The organism is Microbispora sp. KK1-11 (genome assembly GCF_006874435.1).
GTDB lineage: Bacteria > Actinomycetota > Actinomycetes > Streptosporangiales > Streptosporangiaceae > Microbispora > Microbispora catharanthi.
In genome coordinates this window covers 1-16,166 of record NZ_VIRJ01000043.1, presented here as the reverse complement: position 1 = coordinate 16,166, position 16,166 = coordinate 1, and the positions used below count along the sequence as shown (strand labels likewise).

Below are 16,166 nucleotides of genomic sequence, written 5' to 3'. Positions count from 1 at the left end.
CGCTACGCTGAACCGAGGGGAGGCGTCATGGACACAAGTGACCGCCCGGCGCGGCTCGCCGTAGGAGTGCTCGGCGCGGGACGGGTCGGTTCCGTGCTCGGAGCCGCGCTCATGCTCGCGGGTCATCGGGTGGTGGCGGCAAGCGGCGTGTCCGACGCGTCGGCGCGGCGGGCCACCGACCGCCTCGGCCTGACGCTCAGCAGGCCGGACGAGGTGATCGCCCGGTCCGAGCTCGTGCTGCTGACCGTGCCGGACGACGTGCTGCCCGGTCTCGTCTCCGGCCTCGCCGCCACCGGCGCCGACCTGCGCGGCAAGCTGCTCGTGCACGCCAGCGGCGCGTACGGCCTGGGCGTGCTCGACCCCGCGGCCGAGGCGGGGGCGCTGCCGCTCGCGCTGCACCCCGTGATGACGTTCACCGGCAGGAGCGACGACCTGACCCGGCTCAACGGTTGCTCGTTCGGCGTCACGGCGCCCGACCTGCTGCGGCCGGTGGCCGAGGCGCTGGTGATCGAGATGGGCGGCGAGCCGGTGTGGATCGCCGACCGGGACCGGCCGCTCTACCACGCCGCCCTGGCCGGTGCCGCGAACCACATGGTGACGCTCGTCGCCGAGTCGCAGGAACTGCTCGCGAAGATCGGCGTGGAGCATCCGGGCCGGATGCTCGGCCCCCTGCTGAGCGCGGCACTCGACAACGTGCTGCGTCTCGGCATCAGCGGGCTCACCGGGCCGGTGGTGCGCGGCGACGCGGGCACCGTGCGCAAGCACGTCGACGCGCTCATCCTGGCCGCCCCCGAGGCCGCGGACGCGTACGTCGCCCTCGCGAGGCTCACCGCCGACCGGGCGCTCGCGGCGGGCCTGCTCAAGCCGGAGGCGGCCGAACGCCTTCTGGACGCCCTGGGAGGGAACATATGGACCTGACCGTCGCCGCCGACCGCGCCGCCCTCGACAAGGCGAGGGACGTGCTCGGCCCCGGGAGGATCGCCCTGGTCCCCACGATGGGGGCGCTCCACGAGGGCCACCGGTCGCTGATGCGGCTGGCGCGCGAGCACGCCGACCACGTGGTGGTGAGCGTGTTCGTCAACCCCCTGCAGTTCGGCCCCAACGAGGACTTCTCCCGCTATCCCCGTACGTTCGACGCCGACCTCCGGGTGTGCGAGGAGGAGGGCGTGGGCGTGGTCTTCGCGCCCTCGGCCGACGACATGTACCTGCCGGACCGCCAGGTGGAGGTCTCGGCCGGCGGCATGGGCGGGGTGGTCGAGGGCGCCTTCCGGCCCGGCCACTTCGACGGCGTGCTGACCGTGGTGCTCAAGCTGTTCAACCTGGTGCGGCCGGACGTCGCGGTCTTCGGGCAGAAGGACGCCCAGCAGCTCGCGCTGATCCGGCGGATGGTGGCCGACCTCGACGTCCCGGTGTCGATCGTCGGCGCCCCGACCGTGCGGGAGCCGGACGGCCTCGCGCTGTCGAGCCGCAACAGGTATCTGTCCGCGGCCGACCGCCGTACCGCGCTCGCGCTGTCGCGGGCCCTGCGGGCCGGCGCGGCGCGGGCCCAGACAGCCGGGCCTGCCGGGATCCTCGACGCCGCGCGGGCCGTGCTGGAGGAGGCCGCCCGCTTCGACCCGCCGCTGCTGCTCGACTACCTGGTCCTGGCCGACCCGGCGACGTTCGCGCCGGTCGGCGAGGACCACCGCGGCGAGGCGATCCTTGCGGTGGCCGCGAAGGTGGGCACCACCCGCCTCATCGACAACGTCGTGCTGACGCTGTAGCGGCTCAGGCTCCTCCGGCCCGCAGCGTGAACCAGAAGGTGGGGAACGGGTTCGTCCCGGGCGTGACGTCGACCAGCTCCCAGCCGGCGAACCTGGCACGCAGCTCGTCGGCCGTGACGCCCGCCGCCCACGACGTGACCTCGGGGATCGGATTGCCGAGCGGCTCGGGGCCGTACCCGAACATCAGTAACCGTGCTCCGGGAGCGGCGCGGCGGGTGAGCCCGGCGGCGTAGGCGTCGCGGCGGTGCAGCGGAACCCCGCAGTAGCAGCTCAGGTCGAAGAACAGGTCGTAGGGGCCGGGCGCGTCCAGCTCGTCGAGCCTGGTGGCGTCTCCGTGCAGCAGCCGTACGGCCACCCCCGCCGCGTCGGCCTTCTCCCGGGCCTGCTCGATCGCGCGGTCGACCAGGTCGACGGCCACGACCTCCCAGCCGTGGCGGGCCAGATAGACGGCGTTGGTTCCGGTGCCGCAGCCGAGTTCCAGGGCGCGGCCGGGCGGCAGCGCGCCGTCCTCTTCTCCGCGCCCCTCTATCAGGGCGACCAGCTCGGGCGGCGTCACGCCGCTGTCCCACGGCGGCTTGCCGGACCGGTAGTACTCCTCGAGCGCTCGGCGTACGGCCTCCTCCTCGTCCCGTTCGGTGCCCGCGTCCGCAGTGTTCGGCTTGTCCATGGATCGGCTCCAGATTCTTAGAGTTGAACTCTAGTGACGAACTCTAGAGATATACTCACGCCATGGACACCGTCAAGCGGCCGGACAAACGGGCCGAGCGCTCACGCCGCACCCGGGAGAAGGTCATTCAGGCGGCGCGGGAGCTGTTCGTCGGGCAGGGCTACGGGGCGACGAGCCTGCAGGAGGTCGCCGACCGGGCGGGCGTGGCGGTCCAGACGGTCTACTTCGTCTTCGGCAACAAGCGCACGCTGTTCAAGGACGTGGTCGACACGTCCATCGCCGGCGACACCGAGCCGGTGGCGATCATGGACAGGGAATGGTTCCGCGCCGCGTGCGCCGAGCCCACCGCGGCCGGCCAGTTGCGCGCGCACGTGCGCGGCACGAGTGAGATCCTCCGCCGGGTCGCCCCGATCATGCCGATGATCGAGTCCGCCGGGGCCGCCGACCCCCAGATCGCCGCGCAATGGCCCGACGGCCCCGATCCGCGCTACGTCGTGCAGCACGCCGCGGCCCAGGCGCTGGCGGGCAAACCCGGCGCCCGCCCCGACGTCTCCGTCGCGACGGCGGCGGATCTGCTGTTCTGCCTGCTCAGCCCGCAGCTGTACCTGCTCTTCGTCCAGGACCGCGGCTGGTCGCCGGACCGGTGGGAGGAATGGGCCTACGCCACTCTGGCCGCCCAGTTGTGCACCGACCCCGCGGCGTGCCCCTTGTAGGAGGGGCCGGGGCGGCACCATCGCCGGGGGAGCGTTATCGTCATTATGACGAAAGGGGATCCCCTCATGGTGGCGCTCGCACGCAGACTCACCGCCCCCGCACCCGGCTGGACCGTCGAGGCCGACGCGGTCGTGATCGGGTCCGGCATCGCCGGCCTCACCGTGGCGCTGCGCCACGTCGAACTCGACCCCCGGGCGCGGGTGCTCGTGGTCACCAAGGACGTGTTGTCGGCCGGGTCCACCCGGTGGGCCCAGGGCGGCATCGCCGCCGTCCTCGACCCCGAGGACACCCCCGACGAGCACCTGAGGGACACGCTCGTCGCCGGGGTCGGCCTGTGCGACGAGGAGGCCGTGCGCGTCCTGGTCACCGAGGGCCCCGACGCGCTGAAGCGGCTCATGAGCCACGGCGCCGAGTTCGACCGCGACACCGACGGCGAGCTCCAGCTCACCCGCGAGGGCGGCCACCACCGCAACCGGATCGTCCACGCCGGCGGCGACGCGACCGGCGCCGAGGTGCAGCGGGCCCTGGCAGAGGCGGTGCTGGCCGAGCCCCGCATCGAGGTCATCGAGCATGCCCTCGCCCTCGACCTCCTCCTCGACGCCGAGGGCCGCGCCTGCGGGGTCACGCTCCACGTGATGGGGGAGGGCGCCCGTGACGGCGTCGGCGCCGTACGGGCCGGGGCCGTGGTGCTGGCCAGCGGCGGCATGGGCCAGGTCTACGCGGCCACCACCAACCCCGTGGTGTCCACCGGAGACGGCGTGGCGCTCGCTCTGCGGGCCGGCGCGGTGGTCAGGGACATCGAGTTCGTGCAGTTCCACCCCACGGTCCTGTGGCTGGGGGAGGGTTCGACCGGCCAGCAGCCCCTCGTCTCCGAGGCCGTGCGCGGCGAGGGCGCGGTGCTGATCGACTCGAACGGCGAGCGCTTCATGCAGGGCGTGCACGAGCTGGCCGACCTCGCACCCCGTGACGTGGTCGCCAAGGCGATCATGCGCCAGATGGCGCGGACCGGCGCCGACCACGTCTACCTCGACGCCACCCACTTCGGCGAGGAGAAGTGGCGCTCCAGGTTCCCCACGATCCTCGCCGTCTGCCGCGAGCACGGCATCGACCCCGTCACCGAGCCCATCCCCGTCGCCCCCGCCGCCCACTACGCGAGCGGCGGCGTGCGCACCGACCTGTACGGCAGGACCAGCGTGCCCGGCCTGTACGCCTGCGGAGAGGTGGCCTGCACGGGCGTGCACGGCGCCAACCGGCTGGCCTCCAACTCCCTGCTCGAAGGGCTCGTCTACGGCGAGCGCATCGCCGCCGATCTGGTGGCCCGCGAACTCACGCCGCGCGAGCCCGTCCCGGCCGACGACCGGCCCGAGGGCCTGGTGGACCCGCGTACGCGAGCGAGGATCCAGAGCCACATGAGCCGGGGCGCCGGGGTGCTGCGCAGCGACCGGAGCCTCGCGCAGGTCGCCCGCGCGCTCTCCGACGCCCGCTGGACGCCGGTCGCGGTCGAGCCCTGCACCGAGTCGTGGGAGGCGACCAACCTCCTCACGGTGGCCTCCGCGCTGGTCGCCGCGGCGGCCGTGCGCGAGGAGACCCGCGGCTCCCACTGGCGGGAGGACCACCCCGACCGCGACGACGCCCGCTGGCGGGCGCACATCGACATCGCCCTGACGGCGGAGGGACTGACCTTGACGTACACGCCTCACGAGGAACTGCGGACCGAGCTGGAGAAGACCGGCCTCGACCCGGACGCCGTGCTCGGTCTCGTCCGCGCCGCGCTGGAGGAGGACCTGGCCGGGGGACAGGACGTGACCTCGGTCGCCACCATCCCCGCCGACCAGCGGGCCGTCGCCGACGTGGTGGCCCGCAAGGAGGGCGTGGTCGCCGGCCTGGCCGTGGCCGAGACCGTCTTCCGCCAGGCCGCCGGGCCGGTGGAGGTCGAGCGGCACGCCGACGACGGCGACCGCGTGCGCCCCGGCGACGTGGTGATGACCGTGCGGGGCGCGACCAGGGACCTGCTCACGATGGAGCGCACCGCGCTCAACTTCCTCACCCACCTGTCCGGCATCGCCACCCAGACCCGCCGCTGGGTGGACGCCGTCGAGGGCACCGGCGCCCGCATCCGCGACAGCCGCAAGACCCTGCCCGGGCTGCGCGCCCTGGAGAAGTACGCCGTCCGGGCCGGCGGCGGGGTCAACCACCGGATGGGCCTGCACGACGCCGCCCTGATCAAGGACAACCACGTCGTCGCGGCCGGAGGCGTCGCCGAGGCGTTCCGCGCCGTACGGCAGGCCTTCCCCGGCCTGCCGATCGAGGTCGAGGTGGACAGGATCGACCAGATCGAGCCGGTCCTGGCCGAGGGCGCCGACGAGATCCTGCTCGACAACTTCACCGTGGACCAGCTCGCCGAGGCCGTACGGCTGGTGGCAGGGCGGGCGCGGCTGGAGTCGAGCGGCGGGCTGACCCTGGACGCGGCCCGCGCCGTCGCCGAGACCGGGGTCGACTACCTGGCCGTCGGCGCGCTCACGCACTCGGCCCCGGCACTCGACCTTGGTCTAGATCTTCGTGAGGCATAATCAGGGAATGCTGCTCACCATCGACGTCAGCAATACCCACACGGTGCTGGGCCTGTTCGAGGGTGAAGAGGTGATCGAGCACTGGCGGATCGCCACCGACCCCCGCCGTACGGCGGACGAGATCGCGGTGGTGCTCCAGGGTCTGCTCGGGCAGTCGCCGCTGCTCAAGGACGCCGACATCAGCGGCATCGCGATCTGCTCCACGGTCCCGTCGGTGCTCAACGAGATGCGGGAGATGTCCCGGCGCTACTACGGCGACGTCACGGCGGTGGTCGTCGAGCCGGGCGTCCGCACCGGCGTCCCGGTCCGGATGGACAACCCGAAGGAGGTCGGCAGCGACCGCATCGTGAACGCGCTCGCCGCCACCACCCTGTACGGCGGGCCGTGCGTGATCGTGGACTTCGGCACGGCCACCTCGTTCGACGCCGTCTCGGCCCGGGGCGAGTACGTCGGCGCGGTGACCGCGCCCGGCCTGGAGATCTCGGTGGACGCGCTGGCCACGGCCGGGGCCCAGCTCCACAAGGTGGAGCTGGTCCGGCCGCGGTCGGTGATCGCCAAGAACACCGTGGAGGCGCTCCAGTCGGGCATCATCTACGGCTTCGCGGGCCTGGTCGACGGCATCGTGGACCGCATGACGGCCGAGCTGGCCTCCGACCCCGACGACGTCACCGTGGTCGCCACGGGCACAGGTGCGCCGCTCGTCATCGGCGAGGCCCGTACGATCGACGTGCACGAGCCCTGGCTCACGCTGATCGGCCTGCGGCTGGTCTACGCCCGGAACGCGTCCTGACGACTCCCTCGCGTACGGGACCATAGAAGGCAGGATCCCGTTCAGAGAGGACTGACGTGATGGACGCCGACTGGGTGGCGCGTTTCGCCGATGAGGTCATCGCCGAGGCTGAACGGCGCGCACCGGGCAAACCCGTCGTCTGCGCGTCCGGCCTCAGCCCGTCCGGCCCGATCCACCTGGGCAACCTGCGCGAGGTCATGACCCCGCACCTGGTGGCCGACGAGATCAGGCGCCGCGGCTACGAGTGCGTGCACATCATCTCGTGGGACGACTTCGACCGCTTCCGGAAGGTTCCGGTGGGCATCGACCCCGCCTGGAACGAGCACATCGGCAAGCCGCTGACCACCGTCCCGGCCCCGCCCGGCAGCGAGTACCCGAACTGGGCCGAGCACTTCAAGGCGCCGATGATCGCCGCGCTCAACGAGCTCGGCGTGGAGTTCCACGGCATCAGCCAGACGCAGATGTACACCTCGGGGGCCTACCGGGAGCAGGTGCTGCTCGCCATGCGCGAGCGGCGGAGGATCGACGCGATCCTCGACCAGTACCGCACCAAGAAGGCCAAGGCCAAGGAGGTCACGGACGCCGACGAGGCCGCCGCCCTGGAGGGCTCGGGGGCCGCGAACGAGGACGACGGCTCCGGCGCCGGGGGCTACTACCCCTACAAGCCCTACTGCTCGGCCTGCGACCGCGACCTGACCACGGTCACGTCGTACGACGACGAGACCACCGCGATGTCCTACACCTGCGTGTGCGGCCACAGTGAGACCGTCCTGCTGTCCGAGCACACCCGCGGCAAGCTGGTGTGGAAGGTCGACTGGCCGATGCGCTGGGCCTACGAGGGCGTGGTCTTCGAGCCGTCGGGCGTGGACCACAGCTCGCCGGGCTCGTCGTTCGTCGTCGGCGGCCAGATCGTCCGCGAGGTGTTCGACGCCCCGCAGCCGATCGGGCCGATGTACGCCTTCGTCGGCATCAGCGGCATGGCCAAGATGAGCAGCTCCAAGGGCGGCGTGCCGACTCCGGCCGACGCTCTGTCGATCATGGAGCCCGCGCTGCTGCGCTGGCTGTACGCCCGCCGCCGTCCCAACCAGTCGTTCAAGGTCTCCTTCGACCAGGAGATCCAGCGGATGTACGACGAGTGGGACACGCTGACCAGGAAGGTGCAGGACGGCACGGCGCTGCCGGCCGACCAGTCGGCCTACCGCCGCGCGTCGAGCACGGCCTCCCGGGTCCTGCCGGAGACGCCGCGGCGGCTGCCCTACCGGACGCTCGCCTCGGTCGTGGACATCGCCACCGGGCACGAGGAGCAGACGCTGCGCATCCTGCGCGCGTTCGACCCGGAGATCGGCGGGCTGGACGAGCTGCGGCCGCGGCTCGACCGCGCCCAGCACTGGGTGAACACGTACGTGCCCGCGGAGGAGCGCACGCAGGTGCGCGAGACGCCCGACAAGGAACTGCTCGACACGCTCGCCGAGCAGGACCGGGAGTCGCTGCGCCTGCTGGTGGAGGGCCTCGACGAGCACTGGTCGCTCGACGGGCTGACCACGCTCGTCTACGGCGTGCCGAAGGTGCAGGCCGGGCTCGACATGGACGCCAAGGCGGCCACGCCGGAGCTGAAGGCCGCGCAGCGCGCCTTCTTCGCCCTGCTCTACCGGCTGCTCGTCGGCCGCGACACCGGCCCGCGGCTGCCCACGCTGCTGCTGGCCGTGGGCCGCGACCGGGTGCGCGAGCTGCTCGGTCGCGCCTGATCCCGGCGGCTGATTCCCTGTGAGCGGGCCGGACGGCATGGCCGTCCGGCCCGCGGCCGTTCGCCGGGGTGAGTGATTCAGGCCGAGTGATTCAGGCCGAGTGTTCAGGCCGGGTGATTCAGGGCAGCAGGACCAGCCGGCCGCGCAGGCCGCCCTTCCGCAGGCGTTCGTGCGCCTCGGCCGCCCGCTCCAGTGAGTAGGTGCCGGCGACCCGCATGCTCAGCCGTCCCGCCTCGGCCAGCTTCGCGACGTCGCGGAGCTGGGCCGCGTCGGCGCGGACGAACACCGTCGAGACCCGGATGCCGCGCAGCGGGATGGGGGCCTGTCCGGCGCCGACGGCGACGAACGCGCCCCCGTTGCGCACGGCGTCCAGCGCGGGCAGGCCGACGACCGCCGCGTCCACCAGGCCGTGCACGCCGCCGGGGACGACGGCCCTGACGGCCGCGGCCAGGTCGGCGCCCCTCGGCACGAACCACTCCGCGCCGAAGCCCCGCACCAGCGGCTCGTCGCCGGACGCGGCGACCGCCGCGACCCTGAGCCTCCGCGCCACGGCCAGCTCCACGAGGTAGCCGCCGAGGCCGCCCGCCGCTCCCGTGACGAGCAGGGTCTCACCCTCGGCGAGCCCGGCGAGGTCGAGCGCCTGGACGGCCGTGAGCGCGTTCAGCGGCAGCGTCGACGCCTCGGGCACGGCCACCCCGCCGGGCGCGGGCGCGACCGCCGTCTCGTCCAGCACCACCAGGTCCGCCTGGGCCTTGAGCGGGTCCGTCAGCCGGTCCGACAGCCCGATGACCCGCTCCCCCGGACGTACGCCCGTCACTCCCGGACCGGTCCGATCGACCACGCCCGCCACGTCCCATCCGAGCGCGTACGTCTCCTGGTGCGGCATGAGCCTGTTGTCGGCGAGGACGCCCGCGGCCGTGAACAGGTCGACGGGGTTCACCGCCGCCGCCTCGACTCTGATCCGCACCTGCCCCGCGCCCGGCTCCGGCTCCGCCACGTCGACGACCCGTACGACGCCGTCCCGCGCCACCAGTGCTCTCATCAGTTCCTCCTTGCGGTATGGCAAGGAGCGTATGAAGAGCTACTCTCTCCCGGTAAGAAGGCACCTGGAAGTGCGTAAGGGACGAGAAGGGAAGACGATGGCCACTCAGACGGCGGCCGAGCGGCGCGAGGAGGCGCGTCAGCGCTACAACGCGTACGTCGCGACCTGCCCGTCGCGGAAGCTGCTCGACACCCTCAGCGACAAGTGGGTGAGCCTGGCGCTCACCGCGCTCGCCCGCGGCCCGCTCCGCTACAGCGAGCTGGCGAGGACGATCGCCGGCGTCAGTCAGAAGATGCTCACGCAGACGCTGCGGACGATGGAACGCGACGGCCTGGTCTCCCGCACGGTCACCCCCGCGGTGCCGGTCCGGGTCGACTATCGGCTCACGCCCCTGGGCGAGGACCTCATGCCGCTGCTGGAGGCGATCAAGCGCTGGGCCGAGATCCACATGGAGGATGTCGAGGCGGCCCGGGAGGCGTACGACCGGTGCTCAGACTCCGAGCCTTGACGACCTTCAGGGGAGGCGTTTACCTTCCCTGAAGGGTGGGCCGACGAATCATCGTCGTGGGGAGGGCGGACGATGGGTATTCCCGAGGTCGTCTACCGAGGTGACAGTCTCGCCTCGGACCTTGATCGTGCCGGTCTCACCGAAGAGGATCTGCTTCTCCTCGCGGAGCTGGCCAAGGGCATAACCGCCGACAGGGTGGGCCGCAGTCTCGACGTCAGCGGGCGCACCGTGCGGCGCCGGCTGCGGTGCATCTGCGACCGCATCGGCGTCGCGACCGCGATCGAGGCCGTCGCCTGGGCGGCACGCCGCCGCCTCATCTGACCGCGTCCCTCGACGGCGGGTCGAGGGGCTCAGTCCGCGACCCGCACCGCTCCCGCGAACGGCCGTCCGGCGATCTTCGCGATGTGGACGACGTCTCCCGTGCGCGGCGCGTGGATCATGTAGCCATTGCCGATGTAGATGCCGACGTGGTGCAGGTCGGAGTAGAAGAACACCAGGTCGCCGGGGCGGAGCTGGTCACGGGGGATGTGCGTGCCGGCCGTCCACTGGTCTCCCGTGTAGTGGGGCAGGCTGATGCCGACGGACTGGTAGGCCGCCATGACCAGGCCGGAGCAGTCGAAGGAGCCGGGGCCCTCGGCGCCCCACACGTAAGGCTTGAGCTGCTGCCTGAGGGCCCAGCGCGCCGCCTGGGCGGCCTTGCCGTCGCCGATGATGGGGAACGACGTCCTGCTGCGCGTCTCGCTGCCGATCGTCTGGGAGACCTGCCGGTAGAGGCTGCTCTCGGTCTTCTTGATCAGCTTGGTGATCTTGTCGCGCCGCGAGTCGAGGCCGCTGAGGAGCTTCTTGACCTCGGCCTGCCGGGCGGAGGCGCTCTCCCTGGCCCGCGCGGCGGCGTCCATGGCCTTGGTGACCTCGGCGACCTCCTGGCTCTCCTGCAGCTCCAGCGCGTACGTCGTGGAGGCCTGGTCCAGGTATCGCCGGGGGTCGGCGTCGCTGTCGATGAGCACGAGCGCCCTGCCGAGCCCGTTGGTCATGTAGGAGTGCTGCGCGAGGGCGCTCGCCTTCTGCCGGCGGACCTCGAGCTCGGCCTCGCTCTTGGCGAGGTTCTTCTTGGCGAGGTCGGCGGACCGCTCGGCCGCCTTCAGGCGTACGCGCTCGCCGTTGTACTGCTCGCTGAGGGTCTCGATCTCGGTGTAGAGGCTCTCGACCTGCGCCGTGAGCTCCTTGAGGCTCGGCTTGGGGTCGGCGGTGGCGCGGACCACCGGGGCGCCGAACGTGATCGCGCCGATCGCGACGCCGACGAACGCCAAGCGGCGGATGGCACCCGGACCGGCCGTGCCGGATCCGGACCGTCGGCCGCGGGCGTGTCTGCCCGCCTGCCGTCCTCCACGCGTGCGCAACCGAGCTCCTCTCCCACGTGTGCCCCGCGGCGGGTCCGTCGTCGGGACGGGGCCGTACGGCGGGGCACTTCTGAGCGCCTACCGGGTTAGCTGACGGGTTCGGGCCGGAGTAGCCCTACCTTGGTGGATTCACCCCTTGACGATCTGAGATCGAACCGATCCTGATCCTGCAGTTGGGTCCCCGGTTCCCCTTCGCACTCGGTGCTCCGAAGATTCGGCGCCCGGTCGCCGTGAGCGCTCCACGATGACCGGCATCGTCGCTGGACGATAGTGCACGGCGAGTTCTTGCTCAACCAGAACTCCGAAACCCGTCTACGTTTGACAACCAAATGATCACGGCCGGGTCACAGGCGCGGTAGTGATATGTCCGCGTTCACCTGCGTATGGAGTGATTTGGGAGTTTCGAGGTGCCGGTCGGGCTGCGGGGAAAAGTGGGACGAACCTGGATGTCCGCCTCGGGCTACGGCCGTGCACCTGTCCGTATCCTGGCGGCTACGGACAGTCAAATCTCCTGTCGGGTATGGCGTTTGGGGATGACCGTTATCCATGGGGACGATCCGTGCCGACCGCGTGGGATCGACCGCGCTCCGGCTAGGCTGGCCGGTCATGGAGCAGGTCGCCGCGCAGACATCCAGTGAATCGGGTGCCACGGCCGTGACGGTGCGCCGGGCCAGGACGCCGGACGTCCGCGCGATCCGGCGCCTCGTCGACGCGTACTCGGGTGTCGGTCCCCGCCTGCTCAAGAAGAGCACGGTCACGCTGTACGAGGACGTCCAGGAGTTCTGGGTGGCCGAGACGGACGGGCAGGTCGTCGGCTGCGGCGCGCTGCACGTGCTGTGGGAGGACCTGGCCGAGATCAGGACCGTCGCGGTGGACCCCGCGGCGCGCGGCGGGGGCGTCGGCCATCGGATCGTCGGCGCGCTCATCGAGACCGCCAGGGACCTCGGCGTCCGGAGGGTCTTCTGCCTCACGTTCGCGGTGGAGTTCTTCGCCAGGCACGGCTTCAGGCCGATCCAGGGCACCCCGGTCTCCCAGGAGGTGTACGCGGAACTGCTCGCGTCGTACGACGAGGGTGTCGCCGAGTTTCTCGACCTGGAGCACGTCAAGCCGAACACGCTGGGGAACACCCGGATGTTGCTGCACCTCGACCGCATTGATCACCATTGATGGGCATTGATCGCCGATCTTGACGGTGGTTGTCGACTGCTGCAAAGGTGACTGTTGATACACCTGTCGCTACTTTTGGCAATATCAGCGTGTGCTACAGACGTTCGGCGCATGCGTCTTCGAAACGAGGTGACACGGTGAGCACCGGACAGCCGCCGTACCCCCAGGACGAGTCGGACGGAACGCCACCGCCGTCATCGAACCCCGGGTACAACACGGACAGACAGCCCCAGGACTACGACCCCGACGTCACGGTCGTCAGCTACCGCCACTCGGGACAGCACACGGGCCCGCAGCAGCCGCCCGGCTACGACCCCGCGCAGGGCGGCTACGGCCAGCAGCAGGGCTACGGCGCCCAGCAGGGCCAGCAGCAGTACGGCCAGCAGGGGTACGGCCAGCAGCCGGCCCCGCAGCAGCAGGGATACGGCCAGGAGGCCGCCCAGCAGCAGGGCTACGGGCAGCAGCAGTACGGCCAGCAGGGCTACGGCGCCCCGCAGGGCCAGCAGGGTTACGGCCAGACCGGCCCGCAGCAGGGATACCCCCAGCAGGGCCAGCAGGGCTATGGCCAGACCGGCCCGCAGCAGGGCTACGGCGCCCAGCAGGGCCACCAGCAGTACGGCCAGCAGGGCTACGGCGCCCAGCAGGGTCAGCAGCAGTACGGCCAGCCCTCGTCCCAGGGCGGTTACGGCCAGCAGCAGACCGGCCCCCAGGACTACGGCCAGCAGCAGGGCTACCCCCAGCAGGGCCAGCAGGGGTACGGCCAGACCGGCCCGCAGCAGGGCTACGGCGCCCAGCAGGGCCACCAGCAGGGCTACGGCCAGCAGCCCGGTTACCCGCAGCAGCAGTACGGCCAGCAGGGCTACGGTCAGCAGCAGGGCCAGCAGCAGTACGGCCAGGATCAGTACGGGCAGCAGCAGTACGCCCAGTCCGGCTCCCCGCAGGGGTACGGTCAGCAGCCCGGTTACGGGCAGCAGCAGTACGGCCAGCAGGGCTATGGTCAGCCCGGCTACGGCCAGCCGTACGGGGCCGCGGGGCCGATTCCGCCCGGCGCCCCGGCGCCGCTCGCGGAGTGGTGGCAGCGCCTCGTCGCCCGCATCATCGACGGCGTGATCGTCGGCATTCCCTTCGCGATCATCACGCTCGTGATCACGGGGATCGTCGTCACCAACGCGAGCGTCGACATCACGAGCGGGGTTTACAACCCCGGAAGCGGTTACTTCCTGGCGTCACTGCTCACGTCGATCCTGGGCGGCCTCGTCATGGTCGTCTACGAATTCCTCATGCTGCGGGCGCAGGGGCAGACGCTCGGTAAGAAAGTCATGGGCATCAAGGTCGTTCCGGTCGGCGGCACTCTCGACGCGGGCGGGCTTCCCCAGGACGCCGCGCTCAAGCGCGCCGGCGTGCTCTACGTTTTCGAGTTCCTGCAGTGGATTCCCGTTATCAGCTACCTCGCGAGCCTCGGCTCTCTTCTGAACGTGCTGTGGCTGTTGTGGGACAAGCCGCTGCATCAGGCGCTGCATGACAAGGTCGCCAACACCGTGGTGGTCAAGGTCAAGTAACGACGACGGACGGGGCCGATGGAACGGACCATCGGCCCCGTTTTTCTATGGGTCGCTATGGCTCCTCCGCACCGTCCGCTCACCCGGCTGTGACGGAAAATCCTTGCGGGGCCTCCCGGGCATGCCATGCTTGGGTTCACCGTCCCGAGAGGTGCCCAATGACCGCGAGACCGCCCCCGGCGCCAATCCTTAAGACCCGCCCCGCCGTCCCCCGGGTCATATCCGCCCACGGGCGGCTTAAGGAACCGTCAGGGGCGCTTATGGGACCGTATGGAGCCGCACAGGGCCTTATGGCGTCCCGGAAGCCCACCCCCTCTACCCGGCCGCTGACGACGTCCAGCGGAATGCGGGGATCGTTTGGCCGTGGGAAACTCTGACGCCACGGCCGCCCGGGCCGTCCACGTGATTGTGCCCCCGCTCCTTTTTTCGATCTTCAGACCACCTGCCCGTCGATCTTGAGGGAACCGGCCGGTCCTCTCTTTTTACGAGGCTTCCGGGCGGTGGCGATCTGCTTGCGCGTATATCCCGCGAGGCGTGCGCGCCGTACGAGAAGGCTGCCGGGCTCCTTGTGAAGATCCGGCCGTCGTGACACGGCTCCTCGTTTCAGCCGAGCTCTTCAACGGCCGTACGTCCCCGGTCCGGCCTTTTCCGTAGGGCGTGTTTGCCGCTTCACACTTGTCCGTCCGTGCCTGTTCGTCCTGGTCGGCAAGCCGTTCACCTGCGGCTACGGCGTCCCCCGGCGGAACCCGAGGGGCATGCGGCCCCGCCGCCCGCCGTCGCCGGGGAAGCGCGCAAGCGGCTGAAACGGCGGGACGGCCCAGGATCGGTGACCGGCGGGGTCGGCATTCTGGGTACGATTTCGAGTGCATCCGGTAAGGCCGCTGGAGAGACGAGGATTACCCCAGCCCTCCAGGGGCACCCCGGAAGGCGCGCCTGGTCCCTCCCGGCGCTATGGTCGTATCAGGGCGCCCGGCCGGGCAAGAGGCCGGCAGCCTTGCCACGTCCTCGGAATTTCCTCGGGTGCACCTAATGACACCCCCGGCACGAGCGAGGCAGAATGACAGAGGTATTGTCCGCCTTGATACCTTCCGTGGTCGTCGCCGGCGCGGTCGTCTACGGCATCGTAAAGTTGGTACGTTCCGACGCGGCGGGCCTCCGCACGGCACGGGAGCCACGCGAGAAGTCACCGGACTCAGAGGTTCCTGAGAATCCGCAATCATGAATTGTCAGCCAGGGGAAACCGGGTATATGTTTGGCTGACGAATCAAACTATGGGCTGCGAAAGGATTGCCGGATGGCCAAGCACACGCAGGTGATTCTCATCGACGATCTCGATGGCGGCGAGGCCAATGAGACGGTCACCTTCGCGATTGACGGCACGTCTTATGAGATTGACCTGAGCGACGGCAACGCGAAGCGGCTTCGCGAGGCCCTGTCGCCTTTCGTCAGCAGCGCGCGGCGCGCGGACAGCGGGCAGGCCCGTGGGCGCCGTCGTGGTGCGGGCGGTGGGGGCCAGCGAGCCATGACGCGCGAGAAGAGCGCGGAGATCCGTGCCTGGGCGAAGGCGCACGGACACCCCGTGAGCGAGCGCGGCCGCATTGCCGCCTCGATCGTCCAAGCGTACGAGGACGCGCACTAGGTCGTCTCCCTTAGATCTTCTGCCTACTGCGGTCGCCCGGGCGGCGCCTCGCTGCGTTGTCGCCCTACCCGCGAAGATTCCTCGCAGGCAGGGAATCCACGCGGGGCCCGGAGCCGGTGCCAATAGCTCCGCTATTGGCTCCTCCTCCGCCTTGCGATGCATCCGCCTGGACGATCCCCGCTACGGCAAGATCTGTGGGGCACTTCCTAACTCACGCCTTGATCGCGCGGTTATGGCGGTCGTCGGAGGACCTGACGATCGCATAACCGCGCGATTGTGTTTGTGCTCCCTTAAAACCTCGTTCGCTTGCGGCGTATCGGGAACATGTCACCCCCAGCAGGGGGTTGGATAGAGCATGAACGCCCTGCGCTTGGGGAACCCTTCTGCCAAGGAGCGGCTTGCTGGGTCGGGGCTACCATGCGGAACGACGGGCCGGATCTCCCGCGCTCGCCTGACCGCTCTGTGAGGAGCGACGAGATGTTCGAGAGGTTCACCGACCGTGCGCGGCGGGTTGTCGTCCTGGCCCAGGAAGAGGCTCGGATGCTCAACCACAACTACATCGGTACTGAGCACATTCTTCTTGGCTTGATCCATGAGGGTGA

At 70.7% G+C, this 16,166-nt stretch carries 15 protein-coding genes and 1 riboswitch; of the genes, 12 read left to right on the top strand and 3 right to left on the bottom strand.

Annotated features, from left to right (window positions below):
• Positions 1-27 precede the first annotated feature (27 nt).
• The gene (locus FLW16_RS38815; protein ID WP_142565991.1) at positions 28-918 is read left to right on the top strand and encodes a Rossmann-like and DUF2520 domain-containing protein; all 891 of its coding nucleotides are present in this window, start codon (positions 28-30) and stop codon (positions 916-918) included.
• Positions 909-1,763 carry a pantoate--beta-alanine ligase gene (panC, locus tag FLW16_RS38810; RefSeq protein WP_142565990.1) on the top strand — a complete coding sequence of 285 codons (855 nt, stop codon included), beginning with the start codon at positions 909-911 and terminating at the stop codon, positions 1,761-1,763. Before FLW16_RS38815 ends, panC begins: the two co-directional genes overlap by 10 nt.
• A gap of 4 nt (positions 1,764-1,767) precedes the next feature.
• Here the strand turns inward: panC and FLW16_RS38805 are convergent, their stop codons facing one another.
• Entirely contained in the window at positions 1,768-2,430 is a 663-nt protein-coding gene (locus FLW16_RS38805; protein ID WP_142565989.1) for a class I SAM-dependent methyltransferase, read from the bottom strand.
• A 62-nt stretch (positions 2,431-2,492) separates the two neighbouring features.
• Here FLW16_RS38805 and FLW16_RS38800 point away from each other — a divergent pair, with 62 nt between their 5' ends.
• The 4 genes from FLW16_RS38800 (at position 2,493) to lysS (ending at position 8,249) form a co-directional block, all read left to right on the top strand.
• Positions 2,493-3,143 (top strand): TetR/AcrR family transcriptional regulator, encoded by a 651-nt coding sequence (locus FLW16_RS38800; RefSeq protein WP_142565988.1) that lies wholly within the window; start codon positions 2,493-2,495, stop codon positions 3,141-3,143.
• Positions 3,144-3,209: 66 nt separating this feature from the next.
• Positions 3,210-5,714, top strand: a complete 2,505-nt coding sequence (locus FLW16_RS38795) for an L-aspartate oxidase (RefSeq protein WP_142565987.1) — start codon at positions 3,210-3,212, stop codon at positions 5,712-5,714.
• 7 nt (positions 5,715-5,721) lie between these two features.
• Positions 5,722-6,504 (top strand): type III pantothenate kinase, encoded by a 783-nt coding sequence (locus FLW16_RS38790; RefSeq protein WP_079319601.1) that lies wholly within the window; start codon positions 5,722-5,724, stop codon positions 6,502-6,504.
• A gap of 59 nt (positions 6,505-6,563) precedes the next feature.
• Positions 6,564-8,249 carry a lysine--tRNA ligase gene (gene lysS / locus FLW16_RS38785; protein WP_142565986.1) on the top strand — a complete coding sequence of 562 codons (1,686 nt, stop codon included), beginning with the start codon at positions 6,564-6,566 and terminating at the stop codon, positions 8,247-8,249.
• Positions 8,250-8,367: 118 nt separating this feature from the next.
• On the opposite strand, the gene FLW16_RS38780 is transcribed toward lysS, so the two are convergent.
• Positions 8,368-9,291 (bottom strand): NADP-dependent oxidoreductase, encoded by a 924-nt coding sequence (locus FLW16_RS38780; RefSeq protein WP_142565985.1) that lies wholly within the window; start codon positions 9,289-9,291, stop codon positions 8,368-8,370.
• Positions 9,292-9,388: 97 nt separating this feature from the next.
• On the opposite strand from FLW16_RS38780, the gene FLW16_RS38775 reads away from it, so the two are divergent.
• Both FLW16_RS38775 and FLW16_RS38770 read left to right on the top strand, forming a co-directional pair.
• Entirely contained in the window at positions 9,389-9,799 is a 411-nt protein-coding gene (locus tag FLW16_RS38775) for a helix-turn-helix domain-containing protein (RefSeq protein ID WP_142565984.1), read from the top strand.
• 72 nt (positions 9,800-9,871) lie between these two features.
• The gene (locus FLW16_RS38770; RefSeq protein WP_142565983.1) at positions 9,872-10,120 is read left to right on the top strand and encodes a LuxR C-terminal-related transcriptional regulator; all 249 of its coding nucleotides are present in this window, start codon (positions 9,872-9,874) and stop codon (positions 10,118-10,120) included.
• Positions 10,121-10,149: 29 nt separating this feature from the next.
• Here the strand turns inward: FLW16_RS38770 and FLW16_RS38765 are convergent, their stop codons facing one another.
• Positions 10,150-11,109 carry a C40 family peptidase gene (locus FLW16_RS38765; protein ID WP_142565982.1) on the bottom strand — a complete coding sequence of 320 codons (960 nt, stop codon included), beginning with the start codon at positions 11,107-11,109 and terminating at the stop codon, positions 10,150-10,152.
• Between the two features lie 150 nt (positions 11,110-11,259).
• A riboswitch (cyclic di-AMP (ydaO/yuaA leader) is annotated at positions 11,260-11,429 on the bottom strand.
• 376 nt (positions 11,430-11,805) lie between these two features.
• On the opposite strand from FLW16_RS38765, the gene FLW16_RS38760 reads away from it, so the two are divergent.
• From FLW16_RS38760 to FLW16_RS46360, 4 genes are all read left to right on the top strand, one after another.
• Positions 11,806-12,366, top strand: coding sequence for an amino-acid N-acetyltransferase (locus FLW16_RS38760; protein ID WP_142565981.1), 561 nt, complete (start codon positions 11,806-11,808; stop codon positions 12,364-12,366).
• 137 nt (positions 12,367-12,503) lie between these two features.
• Entirely contained in the window at positions 12,504-13,925 is a 1,422-nt protein-coding gene (locus FLW16_RS38755) for an RDD family protein (protein ID WP_142565980.1), read from the top strand.
• A 1,294-nt stretch (positions 13,926-15,219) separates the two neighbouring features.
• On the top strand, positions 15,220-15,564 hold the full coding sequence (locus FLW16_RS38750; protein WP_079319595.1) for an Lsr2 family protein: 345 nt from the start codon (positions 15,220-15,222) through the stop codon (positions 15,562-15,564).
• A gap of 477 nt (positions 15,565-16,041) precedes the next feature.
• Positions 16,042-16,166 (top strand): Clp protease N-terminal domain-containing protein (locus FLW16_RS46360; protein WP_139578418.1); only part of this gene is annotated, 125 nt, incomplete at its 3' end.